Raw genomic sequence first — 12925 nt, 5'->3', positions numbered from 1 at the left:
TTAATCATGGTGTCCGGGGTTCGATTCCCCGGTAAGCCACCAAAATAGTAATAATAAGCAGGTGTGGCGGAATGGCAGACGCACTAGACTTAGGATCTAGCGCTTTACGGCATGGGGGTTCAAGTCCCTTCACCTGCACCATTACTATTAAACTTTTACTAGAAAAATATATGCGGGGGTGGCTCAGTGGTAGAGCGTCACCTTGCCAAGGTGAACGTCGCGAGTTCGAATCTCGTCTCCCGCTCCAATACGCGGGTATAACTCAATGGTAGAGTGTTAGCCTTCCAAGCTAATTACGAGGGTTCGATTCCCTCTACCCGCTCCAATTAAAGTCTTTAGTATTTATACTAAAGACTTTTTAAAAATTAATTTTGATTTTGCGCCCATAGCTCAGTTGGATAGAGTTGCAGACTTCGAATCTGAAGGTCGTGGGTTCGACTCCCGCTGGGCGCACCAAGACCGTTGATATAGCAAGTTTTGCAGAAATGTGAAACTTGCTATATTTTTTTACCATTACATGGGTTTTTAATTAAATACCCCTCGTCAACTGCATAATTTAGAAAATACTTAATTAACTTATTTAGATTTTTAATTACGTTACTGCTTTTGCCATCTTTCAGTAATTGATTATAGTATCTTTGAATTTGGATAGATTTTAATTGCTCAATTTCAGTATTTTGCTGCAAAGTGATACAAATGGTACAAATGTTTTATGATGCAATAATAGCAAAACCTCAAACAAGAACGCTTGCAGCAACTCTGATAGCAATACGCAGTCAGGTACACGATAAGCTGATGGCTAATGGGTATGATGACAATGGAGTTAAAATACCAGTAGTTGAAGAACCATCAGAATAATTTAAAAGGGTAAAATTGGCACTCAATAGGGTGTTTTTATTTTGCCTTTTTAATAAACAATTGGACATCTCTAATCTTTGTATTTATGCTATAATATGGTATTACTAAGTAACAATTGTAAAAAAACGAGTCACAAAATTAATGTAAGAATGAGTTACGTCTTAACTAATGAATGATATTGGTTACAGATAGGCTCATATGCTTTTTATGGAATTATAATTAATATTATTAGAAGCCTTATTAGAAAGAGCAAATAAGTGTCCTATTACTACATCCTTTTCATAGTGGCTGCAGCAATCAAGGTTTTCTGGTTGATACAACCTTGGACGGAATGGCTAAGCTGTTTATTAAGTAAAATAAATTTGAAAATTACCAATTGATCTATCCGCAATACTAAGTATATTATTTATAGAATTTTGCGGGGTGAAGTCTATGAATTGCCGATAAAGGAACGTTATCGGCTGATAAAAGAAGCCGGATTTGATGGCGTTTTATTATGGTGGAGTGAATACTTAGGTCGGAATGATTATCGCAGCGGTCCGCAAATTGTTCGGGAAGCGGGTCTTGTTATAGAAAATATCCACACACCATTCCAAGTCCAAGACAACATCTGGCTTGATAATCTGGACGGTGAAGCTTCAATCGATTGTTATTTGCAATGTATCAAGGATTGTGCCGAATTTGAGATTCCGACCATGGTGGTGCATCTTCCGGACGATGACAAACCATATAACGCATTGGGATTGTATAGAATCAAGAGAATTGCTGAAAAGGCTGAACAGCTTGACGTCAATGTTTCGCTGGAGAATTTACGGAATTTTACCAATTTGTCATATATGCTGGAGCAAGTGGATTCCCAGCGCATAGGATTCTGTTATGACTGCTGCCATCACTACCACTATTATCCGAGCTATGATTTATTATCCATGTACGGTTCCCGTTTGATGGCATTACATTTACATGATTATAACGGAAATACCATACACCGATTACCCTTTGACGGTACAATTGATTGGTCTGTAGCCATGAAAAAAATTGCCGAAATTGGTTATTCCGGTCCGATTGCAATAGAGGCCATGAATTGGGATTATAAGGATTTATCGGCAGAGGAATTTTTACGAAAAGCGTATGTGCAGGCAAAAAGGTTGGAAGCATTAAAACTTGAGGCTTATTATTAATATTTTTGCGACTACCAGTGGTTACAATTTATTTTACCATTTTACCATTTTACTAATAATCGATTCAATAAAAACAGTCCATAAAAAATAGTGGTAAGATTTTATCATTGTTTCGTAAGTTTCATATCTTAAGACGGACGTGTATTATAGGGCGATATAACAATACAAGATTACAAAGAATGGTAATACAGTTTTTGCTATAGAGTCATTAGATGGTGTACACATCGGAAGAATAATTTTTTCATTGGATAATGAAAGACATGGAACTTTTGGCATTGGTATTAGAATTGCAACAAAGCATCAAGGAAAAGGATATGGAACAAGTGCCATGAAGATACTTTTACAATATGGATTTATGGAAAGTAGATTAAATAAATGTTCTTCAACTGTTTTAGAAGGAAACGAAGCAACGATTAAAATGCATAAGAAACTTGGATATGAACAGGAAGGAGTGCTTAAACAAAACATTTATACAAATGGAAGATATTACGATGAAATATGTTTTGGATTAACAAAAGACATGTATTTAAAAAACATAGCAGAGGAAATAATTTAAACTTAGAATTGAGTCACGCTTTTCTTAAAGTGTGCAAAAACAGTAAAAAAATACGAACTAAATACATATAAAAAGGGGCTATATTATGAGTGTTAAGAAATTATTTTGGGAAAATCCTTATTTAACAGAACTTGAAGCAAAGGTAACGAGTGTAAATAACAATATTATTACTCTTGACAAAACGATTGCCTTTGCTTTTTCGGGAGGACAACAATCTGATTCAGGAACGATAGGAGGATTTCAAATTATTGAAGCAAAAGAGGAAGGAAAAGAAATTTTTTATACTATTGAGCATAATCATAACTTAATAATTAATCAAAATGTCATGGTTACAATTGATTGGGAAAAGAGATATAAATTAATGAAATTGCATTTTATGGCAGAAATTATCTTGGAATTAGTATATCAGAACTACAACCATCCTGAGAAAATTGGGGCAAACATTACTGTCGACAAGGCAAGGATAGACTTTTTCTGGGAAGGCAAAATTTCTGGGATATTTTCAGAACTCATTAGTAAAGCGAATAGTATCATAAACTCAAATTTAGATATATTAAGTGCTTTTGAGGATGAAGAAAATGAAAGAAGGTATTGGTATATAGAAGGATTTGCAAAAGTTTCCTGTGGAGGAACGCATTTAAAGAAGACAGGAGAAATCGGTTTAATATCTTTAAAAAGACATAACTTGGGTAGTGGTAAGGAAAGAATTGAGATATATCTACAATCATAATAATACACAATCCTCTTATTAGACGTCACAAACAATAAAAGTTTGTGGCGTTTTTAGTTGTGATGACTTAGGAAAATACTGCGAAGGATTATGTTCGCAGTCCTGCATATGGTGGATCGGGTGGCGCAGTTAATACCTATACATTTAATTGGAGTGGATTGGGTGCTAAGGCAATAATAGATAGTAAAGGATTAACTTTAACAGCTGGTAAAATGCCTTTAGATAGCATAATTGGATTGAGTCAAGTAAAGCGTCTTTTCAATTGTTGGGTGAGGGAGGTGATTTGCTAACAGGCAATTTTGATGCAGGGGATTTATTGGTAGGAAAATCGGGGTATAAGGATGATCCCTCAATCAAGATAGCTGGATTTATTATTTTTGCACATTTAGTCGGCTTTTGTAACATGGTTTCTATGAAGTATTTGTAATAATGTACTATAATTGGGGAGAAGAAAGAAAAAAAGGGGGCAATTTTATGGACATGAAATTTAAAAGTAAGATTTTATCAATTATGGCGGCTACTTTAATTGTTTTTTCTACATATGCGTCTGTAGGCGCTCACTCTGGAAGAACAGATTCTAAAGGTGGTCATTATGTTCGTACTGCGGGGAAAGGGTATCCAGTTGGAAGTTATCATTATCATAATGGTGGATCTTCTACAATTAAAGCTACTTCGCCGAGTAACAGTTCTGCAAGCAGCAGTTCTACAAGTAATATTAAAAAGATTCAGCAAAAACTTAATGATCTTGGATATAGTTGTGGAGTTGCAGATGGGTCAATGGGAACAAAAACTAAAAATGCTATAAAGAATTTTCAAAGAGATAATGGGCTAAAAATAGATGGAGTTGCAGGTAAAAGCACTTCGGTTAAATTATTTAACTAATAGTAGATACTTGTAACAAGTTAGCAATTCCTTCATTAGTTTGGTTTATAGTTGATACTATCATAAAAATAATTAAGTTTAATAAACATTCAAAGAATCTTAATATATCAGAATAAAGATACAAAAAAGACACTGGTTAATGGAACGTATCCACGAGCGGTTCGACTCCTGCTGGGCGCACCATAAAAGCCTTACAAACATTATGTTTGTAAGGCTTTTATTTTTGCTCCCATATAATTACATAGATCATTTAGTTTAGCAAATTAATGCATGAACTCGTAATTACTATGGCTTTATTTTTTTATTATTTTCTGAGAAAATAGCTTGACTTAAAAAATAACTGGTAATATACTATATATAAACATATGAACGTAGGAACATATGAACAATCAATTACATATGATAGTGGAGAGAGATGACCATATTAAACAAATATTTAATCAAGGATTACAACATATTAATGAAAAATAAAATAATTTATTAGGGAGTGATGCAAATGAGCTCAAATATAAAAACAGAACTTATCCTGGAGGGTTTAGATTGTGCAAACTGTACAGTAAAGATTGAAACAAATGTACAAAAAATTAATGGTGTGAAATCGGCCTCAGTAGACTTCGTTTCAAAGAAATTATTTTTAGAAGTTAATAACAAAGATGGATTACCTGGCATCATTGAGGAAGTAAAGGTGATTGTTAAAAAGATTGAACCTGATGTTGTTGTACGTGAAAAGATTATTCAAAAGGCTGAAAAGAAAGTAATTCTTTTAATGGGGCTTTGTTGTGGTAATTGTGCAGTAAAGATTGAAACAAATGTACAAAAAATTAATGGAGTGAAATCAGCCTCAGTAGATTTCGTTTCAAAGAAATTATTTTTAGAAGTTAATAGTAAAAATGAATTACCTAGGGTCATTGAAGAAGTAAAGGTTATTGTCAAAAGGATTGAACCTGATGTAAAAGTCATAACGGAGGATGAAAAGAAAGACCAAGTTGATAATAACCCTTCTGAAGGAGAAAAGAATAAAAAAGAACTTATAAGATTACTCATTGGTGCTGCAATTTTTGGCGCCGCTATGGTATTTAAATTTTCTACTACTATTGAATTTACTTTGTTTTTTATCAGTTATATTTTAGTTGGTGGAGAAGTGTTATTAAGAGCATTTAGGAACATTTTAAGAGGTCAAGTTTTTGATGAAAACTTCTTAATGAGCATAGCGACTATCGGTGCATTTTCGATTAAGCAGTTTCCAGAAGGTGTAGCAGTAATGTTGTTCTATCAAGTGGGGGAATTCATTCAGGGCATAGCAGTAAATAATTCGAGAAAATCTATTTCTGCTCTTATGGATATAAGGCCTGATTATGCTAACTTAAAGATAGGAGATGATTTACAACGAGTATCTCCGGATGACGTTAAAGTAGGGGACCTAATTGTAGTTAAACCAGGTGAAAAAATTCCACTTGACGGTAAAGTAGTGGAAGGTAAATCAATGCTTGACACATCTGCATTAACAGGCGAATCCGTACCTCGCAGCGTAGAAGCTCCAAATGAAGTTTTAAGCGGATCTATCAATAAGAACGGTCTTTTAACAATAGAAGTTACAAAGGAATTTGGAGAATCTACTGTTACAAAGATATTGGAGTTAGTTCAAAATGCAAGTAGTAAGAAGGCTCCAACAGAGAAGTTTATAACAAAGTTCGCAAGATATTATACCCCAGGAGTAGTTATCGTTGCATTATTATTGGCAGTTATTCCGCCTATAATAATGCAAGGTATTACTTATTCAGAATCCATATATAGAGCATTAGCATTTCTAGTTATATCTTGTCCATGTGCCTTGGTTATTTCAATACCACTTGGATTCTTTGGTGGGATTGGTGCAGCATCAAAAAATGGTATATTAATTAAAGGTAGTAACTATCTTGAAGCACTTAATAATGTTGATATAGTAGTTTTTGACAAGACTGGTACACTAACAAAAGGAGTATTCAAGGTTACTGAAATAAATGCACAAAACAGTTTTGTTAAAGATGACTTATTAGAATATACTGCATATGCTGAAAGTTATTCTAATCATCCAATTGCGGATTCAATAATAAAAGAGTATGGCAAAGAAGTTAACAAAAATGAAATCGAAAACTATGATGAAATATCAGGTTACGGTATAAAGGTAAATGTTAAAGGAAAAGAAGTTTTAGCAGGTAATATAAAACTAATGAATAAAGAAAATATTGTTTTCAAATATGTTGAGGTGGCTGGAACCGTAGTTCATGTGGCTATTGATAAAAAATATGCTGGATATATCATAATATCAGACGAACCAAAAGAAGATTCTAGAGAGGCCATAAAAGGATTAAAGCAGATTGGTGTTAAAAAGACTGTAATGCTTACTGGTGATAATAAGTCAATAGCAAGTAAGATTTCAGGGCAATTGGGACTTGATGAATTCTATGCGGAACTACTTCCAGTTCAAAAGGTTGAGAAATTGGAGATGCTTGACAAAGAAAAAAGATCAAAAGGAAACCTAATTTTTGTTGGTGATGGTATAAATGATGCACCAGTTCTTGCAAGGGCGGATATAGGAATTGCTATGGGCGGATTAGGCTCAGATGCCGCTATTGAAGCAGCAGATATTGTTATAATGACTGATGAACCATCAAAAATAGTTTCCGCAATTAAAATAGCAAAAAGAACAAGAAGAATTGTTTGGCAGAATATAATTTTTGCAATGGGAGTTAAACTTATATTCTTAGCACTTGCAGCCATTGGAATAGCAACAATATGGGAAGCAGTTTTTGCAGATGTTGGAGTTACTGTAATTGCAGTATTAAATTCTATGAGAGTTATAAAAGTTGGTGATATAAAATAAAAATTATGCGGCTTTTTAGCCGCATAATTTTTTTATAGATTAAAATGCTTAATGCATAATTAGAATAAAGACCTTGCCTGCTATTATTCCTAGTACTGTACCAATTGCAGACAATCTACCACGCCAAAGCCCGATGGATTCGGGTATTATCTCTTTGCAGACGGTATATAATATTAAACCAGCAGCAAATGATAGACTAATAGAAACAATCACAGGGGATATATTGTTTAAAACACCTCCTATTAAAGCACCTATGCCCATTGGAATAGAAGTAAATAGTGAAAAAAATATTATGGTTAGTATTTTACTACCACCTTCTTTAAGATAAATTCCTAAAGTTAGTCCTTCGGGTATGCTATGTAACAATAAAACAATTGCTAACTTAATACCTTTAGTATAGGAAATATTGAGAAGTGAGCCTAATGCAATTCCAGCAGGTATATTATGTATTCCTGTACCTATTGCCATGAAGAATGCTACTTTTAAATATCTCTGCTTTTTACTATTCAAGCCTTTAGAATTATGATGGCTAATACCACTATCAAGCAGTAAGGCAGTAATAAGCCCAATAAATATTCCAAAGGTTGCTAAATAAACATTACCATTTTCAAATGACTCTGGAATTAAATCAAAGCAAATTATAGCAAGCATAAGACCACCAAGGAAGCCCAAAATAGTACCTTTAAATCTTCTTCCATTGTCAATAGTTGTAAAACAAAGTAGCATCCCAAACATTGTTCCAATCCATGCAGTAAAAAATCCTATACTACTTATGCGAATAAGCAAATTTAAATGAGAGAACATGAAAAAACTCCTCCAATATTTTAAATGATACATAATTAAGTCTATGTAAGATAAAAGGTAGGTTAGAATATAAAACAATTAATTTATTTTTCAAAAACATTAAAAGAATTTATAAACTATAGAGTTAAGAATAAAAGTATAGTATAATTAATTTAGGATTAAGACCACAATCTTCATCCATACTTAAAATTATCTAAAATTTGATAAAAAATGATAAAAATAATGTAATATGAAAACTATTAAGGTTTAGGAGCGGTTATATGAAAAATATCTTTAAAGCATTTATAATTATGATTTTAACTTTTGCATTGTTTATACCCATGCAAATAGTAGTTAAGGCTAGTACATATACAGAAATGGGCCCTAAAAACGATGTGGTACTAAGTAAAACGTGGACAGTGAATTTTAATAAAACATTAAGTTCTACTACTATTAACACCACAAACGTTAAAGTGATTGGAGAAAACAATAATTACATTGACATTAATGTAGGTTTAGCTAATAATAACAAAAGTATAACAGTAAAACCTGTAAAAAATTACGAGTCTAATAAGACATATACTTTAATAGTGACGGAAAAAGTTAAGTCAGGAGATGGAAAACCTCTTCCTAAAGAAGTTAGAATGAATTTTACTACTAAAAAAAGCTACAAAATAGTTTTAGATGCAGGGCATGGAGGAAATGATCCGGGTGCAATAGGACCAACTGGGCTTAAGGAAAAAACTGTAACACTGGCAGTTACTTTAAAAGTAGGAAGTATATTAGCTAAGAATGGTGTTGAAACAATATACACAAGAACAAGTGACAATGTAGATTGGTCCACTAATGAAGCTCAAAATCTTCAAGCAAGATGTGACATTTCTAATAAAGCTAACCCAGATTATTTTGTAAGTATTCATGCGAATAGCGCTACAGCGGCAGCTGTTGGCATCGAGACTTATTATTATGCGGGGAATGTATCTGGAGCAAAGTTAGCTCAGGCTGTCCAAACTGAATTGATCAAAGCAACTGGAAACACAAACCGAGGAATTAAAACTGCGAATTTCTATGTTTTGAAAAATATGGATGCCACTGCTATATTGGTAGAAACCTCATTCATTTCTAACCCAGTAGAAGAAAAGCTATTAGCTAGCGATGACTACCAAAACAAATTAGCTAAGGCAATTTCAACTGGTATTCTTAAGAGTTTAGGGATAAGTAATATGGTATATTAAAGCTATAAAAGGAATTAATGAAAACATTATATTTACAAAGATATAGAGCTCGTTAGAGTTTCAAGCCTGAGGTTAGAGGAATCGAACTTCAGGATTTTTGATTTTTTGTTTTGCAGGAAAAAACAGTTTTGTGTTAAAATTATTATTATGGGTATAAAATTGTATTCCTAGAATGTTAGGCCCATGAGTTAGTTTATATACATATTTTTAAAGGGGGATAAATTTATGAAAAGACAACTATTCGTAAGCTTGGGTAATTTGCTATTATCTTTATCCGAAGTATCAGACTTAGCAAATCCCTTGATTGCGCAGCATCAACATAGAACTGCATTTATTGCACTTGAATTAGCAAGGTTTGCTGATTTAAAACCTGAAATTACTGAAAATATTTTTATGGCGGCATTATTACATGATATTGGCGCAATAACAGTGGAAGAAAAAATAGCTGTCCATAATTTTCAGAAAATAAATGAAAATATTCATACCATAAGAGGCGAATTATTGTTAGAACAAATACCATGGCTAAAAAAAATTTCAAAGATAGTGAGAAATCATCATAAAAATTGGAATGAATGGGAGGAAGACATAGACGACCCAGTAGTCTTTTCTTCTCAAATTGTCTTATTATCTGACTACGTGGAGAGATTAATAGATAGAAATAAATATATTTTACATCAAAGTAAGGATGTAGTAGAAATAATAAAAAAATTAGAAGGTACAGTCGTTAATAAAAAGATTGTAGCCTATTTTGTTGATTTATCTAAAAGAGAAGAATTTTGGCTCGATTTGACTTCACCACGATTATATTCACTGCTATTAAACAATGGTCAATTTAAAAACATGCAAATAGGTTTGGATGATATATCATTAATATCGAATTTGTATAGAGACTTAATAGATTTTAAGTCTAGGTATACTGCTACTCACACATCTTGTGTATCAGAATGTGCGGTAAAGTTATCTGAATTATTTGGACTAGCTGAGTTAGATGTAAAGTCAATGATGATAGCAGGAAATTTTCATGATATAGGAAAATTAGTAATACCAAACAGTATTCTTGAGAAGCCTGGCAAATTAACTGTGGATGAGTTTGCGATAATGAGATGCCATACATATCATACTTTCAATACCTTAGATTCAATTGGTGGATTGCAACGAATAGCTGAGTGGGCTGGATATCATCATGAAAAATTAGATGGTAGTGGTTACCCCTTTCATCTGACTAATGAGGAAATTGGGACCGGGTCTAGAATAATGACTGTTGCAGATATATTTACTGCAATATCCGAAGATAGACCTTATAGAAAAGGAATGGATAAAAATGAAATTTATAAAGTTATGAAAAAACAAACAGACCATAAATTATTGGATAAAAGAATTGTTGAATTATTATTTGACAACTTTGAAGCTGTAAATATACAAGTAAAAGTAAAACAATCAAAAGCATTAGATTTTTACGAAAAGCGATTTTTATCAATAGATGGTAAGCTTCAAAATTTCTAAAAATAGTATGTAAAACACCCTTTCTATAGCTTATAGAAAGGGTGTTTTAAACTTGTGTTATTTTTCGTTTAACTAGCAACGCTTTCTGCTTAGTGGTATTCTTATTGTCCACAAGTTTTTAAAATTTAAATATTTAAAAGAAATTAGAGGGTAGTCGACAAACTAGTTATCCCATATTGTTTTCATAATATTATCGTATTCATCTTCTACAGCCCTAGATAGAACTGAAAGGATATCAAAAACTAACTTTGCATCAAAATTGTCACTAAAAGGTATACAACATTTAGCATTTATTACGTTACCAGCTTCATAAAAGGATATGAATTTATAACAACTATTAAGGTCATTTAAAAGCTTATATAATTTTGCTTTTAAAGTATCATCGTTAATAACATTAGCTATATCATATATGTACATATCTGCGTAGGCATCGTCATCAGTTATAGCCACTACAACTTTAACTTTGGCATCTTTAATTGCTTGTTCTTCAGGAATAACAAAAGTTGTAAACCCTTCAATATTATTATTAGTCATCATAGGTATGGAATTTTCATTTATAAACTGTTGAAATAATTTAGCGTTTTGTCCCATGTTTATGCCCCCTCAAAATTTTAATAATATGTTTTTTAATCAAATTATTAAAAGAATTAATAATGGAATCATTATCTCATAAAGCATCAAATAAGTAAATAAAACAAGTGGTTGTTTTTTGCATTTAGGTTGACAGGGATTCAAAGATATAGTACTATAAATGAAAGAATAAATAATAAATAACCTTTAATTTAGTCCGAGAGGCTGAGAAGGAAGTAGATGTTTTATATTGGTATTGCTACGCCTTCTCATAATAGAGATGGCGTTTTTTATTTTTCTAGTAATTATAAAATAAATGAAAACAATGTTAAAAGAATTTTAGTACCTTTAAATTTAGTCCGGAGAGGCTGAGAAGGAGAGGATGTATATGTTAAAAGGAAGACACTTAATTGACCCAATGGATTTTACACTACTAGAGCTAGAGGAGATTTTTGATTATGCAGATGAAATAATTAAAAGTCCTGAAAAGTTTTCGCATATTTGCGATGGAAAAATTTTGGCAACATTATTTTATGAAGCAAGCACAAGAACAAGACTAAGCTTTGAAGCAGCAATGCTAAGGCTTGGGGGTAGGGTATTAGGTTTTTCTGAAGCAAAATCAAGTTCAGCAGCAAAAGGAGAAAGTGTAGCAGATACTATAAGAACAGTAGAATGTTATGCAGATATCGCGGCAATGAGACATCCCAAAGAAGGAGCTCCGAGGGTGGCATCTATGAATTCAAAGATGCCAGTAATTAACGCAGGTGACGGTGGTCACCAACATCCAACTCAAACACTAACAGATCTTTTAACCATAAGGGATATTAAAGGAACATTATCAAACCTAACCATAGGAATTTGTGGGGATTTAAAGTTTGGTAGAACAGTTCATTCATTAATAAAGGCCATGTCTAGATATGAAAACATCAAATTCGTACTTATTTCACCAAAGGAATTAACAATTCCTACCTACATTAAATCAGAAGTATTGGGAAAAAATAATATAGAGTTTCTAGAAGTGGAAAGATTAGAAGAGGTTATTTCTGATTTAGATATCTTATATATGACTAGAGTTCAAAAGGAAAGATTTTTTAATGAGGATGATTATATAAGGCTTAAAGACAGTTATATATTAGATAAAGAAAAAATGAAAAAGGCTAAAAAAGATATGATAGTTATGCATCCACTTCCTAGAGTAAATGAAATAGCTGTAGAAATTGATACTGATCCAAGAGCTTGTTACTTTGTGCAAGCAAAGTATGGAATGTATGTAAGAATGGCACTTATTGCTAAGCTTTTGGGGGTGGATGAATAATGGTAACAATTAATAGCATAAAAAGAGGAATAGTAATAGATCATATTAAGGCCGGTGTTGGAATAAAAATATTTAAATATTTAGGCTTGGATAATGCTGATTATACAGTGGCACTTATTATGAATGCAACTAGCAAAAAGCTTGGGCGCAAAGATATAATTAAGATAGAAAATGAAATTGATATAGATTTTACAGTGCTAGGCTTTATAGACCCTAACATAACAATAAACATAATATCTGGAGAAGAAATCGAAAATAAGGTTAAACTACGGCTACCAGACAAAATCGAAGAAGTTATAAAATGCGATAATCCAAGATGTATCACATGTGTTGAGCAAGAAATTTTGCACAGCTTTTACCTCGCAGATAGAGAAAAGGGCGAGTACCGATGTATATATTGTGATGAGGTTAACAACCCTACTAGTAAATTATAAAATATGTAGATTTTAACT

The 12925-nt window shown here is 32.5% G+C and carries 13 protein-coding genes and 4 tRNA genes; 15 read left to right on the top strand and 2 right to left on the bottom strand.

Going from position 1 to position 12925, the window contains the following annotated elements; translation table 11 throughout:
• The first annotated feature begins 57 nt into the window (after positions 1-57).
• From KPL50_RS08470 to KPL50_RS08415, 11 genes are all read left to right on the top strand, one after another.
• Positions 58-141: transfer RNA gene (locus KPL50_RS08470), tRNA-Leu, on the top strand.
• A 31-nt stretch (positions 142-172) separates the two neighbouring features.
• Positions 173-247 (top strand) — tRNA-Gly (locus KPL50_RS08465).
• Positions 248-251: 4 nt separating this feature from the next.
• Positions 252-325, top strand: a tRNA-Gly gene (locus tag KPL50_RS08460).
• A gap of 54 nt (positions 326-379) precedes the next feature.
• A tRNA-Arg gene (locus tag KPL50_RS08455) sits at positions 380-456 on the top strand.
• A 240-nt stretch (positions 457-696) separates the two neighbouring features.
• The gene (locus KPL50_RS08445) at positions 697-858 is read left to right on the top strand and encodes a hypothetical protein (RefSeq protein WP_216298022.1); all 162 of its coding nucleotides are present in this window, start codon (positions 697-699) and stop codon (positions 856-858) included.
• Positions 859-1295: 437 nt separating this feature from the next.
• Positions 1296-2036 carry a sugar phosphate isomerase/epimerase gene (locus KPL50_RS08440; protein WP_253200518.1) on the top strand — a complete coding sequence of 247 codons (741 nt, stop codon included), beginning with the start codon at positions 1296-1298 and terminating at the stop codon, positions 2034-2036.
• Positions 2037-2205: 169 nt separating this feature from the next.
• Complete coding sequence (locus KPL50_RS08435) at positions 2206-2592, top strand: GNAT family N-acetyltransferase (protein WP_216298027.1); 387 nt, start codon at positions 2206-2208, stop codon at positions 2590-2592.
• Between the two features lie 85 nt (positions 2593-2677).
• Complete coding sequence (locus tag KPL50_RS08430; RefSeq protein ID WP_216298021.1) at positions 2678-3322, top strand: alanyl-tRNA editing protein; 645 nt, start codon at positions 2678-2680, stop codon at positions 3320-3322.
• Positions 3323-3605: 283 nt separating this feature from the next.
• A complete protein-coding gene (locus KPL50_RS08425; RefSeq protein WP_216298020.1) occupies positions 3606-3749 on the top strand; it encodes a hypothetical protein in 144 nt (47 codons plus the stop codon).
• 47 nt (positions 3750-3796) lie between these two features.
• Complete coding sequence (locus tag KPL50_RS08420) at positions 3797-4204, top strand: peptidoglycan-binding protein (protein ID WP_216298019.1); 408 nt, start codon at positions 3797-3799, stop codon at positions 4202-4204.
• Positions 4205-4700: 496 nt separating this feature from the next.
• Complete coding sequence (locus KPL50_RS08415; RefSeq protein WP_309245149.1) at positions 4701-7067, top strand: heavy metal translocating P-type ATPase; 2367 nt, start codon at positions 4701-4703, stop codon at positions 7065-7067.
• Between the two features lie 48 nt (positions 7068-7115).
• Here the strand turns inward: KPL50_RS08415 and KPL50_RS08410 are convergent, their stop codons facing one another.
• Entirely contained in the window at positions 7116-7871 is a 756-nt protein-coding gene (locus tag KPL50_RS08410; protein WP_216298017.1) for a ZIP family metal transporter, read from the bottom strand.
• A gap of 260 nt (positions 7872-8131) precedes the next feature.
• On the opposite strand from KPL50_RS08410, the gene KPL50_RS08405 reads away from it, so the two are divergent.
• Positions 8132-9085: an N-acetylmuramoyl-L-alanine amidase gene (locus tag KPL50_RS08405; RefSeq protein WP_216298016.1), complete on the top strand. Its 954-nt coding sequence runs from the start codon at positions 8132-8134 to the stop codon at positions 9083-9085.
• A gap of 225 nt (positions 9086-9310) precedes the next feature.
• A complete protein-coding gene (locus KPL50_RS08400) occupies positions 9311-10588 on the top strand; it encodes an HD-GYP domain-containing protein (protein ID WP_216298015.1) in 1278 nt (425 codons plus the stop codon).
• Between the two features lie 162 nt (positions 10589-10750).
• Here KPL50_RS08400 and KPL50_RS08395 read toward each other — a convergent pair whose 3' ends face one another.
• The gene (locus tag KPL50_RS08395; RefSeq protein WP_216298014.1) at positions 10751-11179 is read right to left on the bottom strand and encodes a hypothetical protein; all 429 of its coding nucleotides are present in this window, start codon (positions 11177-11179) and stop codon (positions 10751-10753) included.
• A gap of 367 nt (positions 11180-11546) precedes the next feature.
• On the opposite strand from KPL50_RS08395, the gene pyrB reads away from it, so the two are divergent.
• Complete coding sequence (gene pyrB / locus KPL50_RS08390; protein ID WP_216298013.1) at positions 11547-12473, top strand: aspartate carbamoyltransferase; 927 nt, start codon at positions 11547-11549, stop codon at positions 12471-12473.
• Positions 12473-12907 (top strand): aspartate carbamoyltransferase regulatory subunit, encoded by a 435-nt coding sequence (locus KPL50_RS08385; protein ID WP_216298012.1) that lies wholly within the window; start codon positions 12473-12475, stop codon positions 12905-12907. The genes pyrB and KPL50_RS08385 overlap by 1 nt, the downstream gene beginning before the upstream one ends.
• Positions 12908-12925 lie beyond the last annotated feature (18 nt).

Source organism: Clostridium sp. CF012, assembly GCF_018861755.1.
Lineage (GTDB): Bacteria > Bacillota > Clostridia > Clostridiales > Clostridiaceae > Clostridium_AD.
This window is presented reverse-complemented; position numbering and strand designations above follow the sequence as displayed.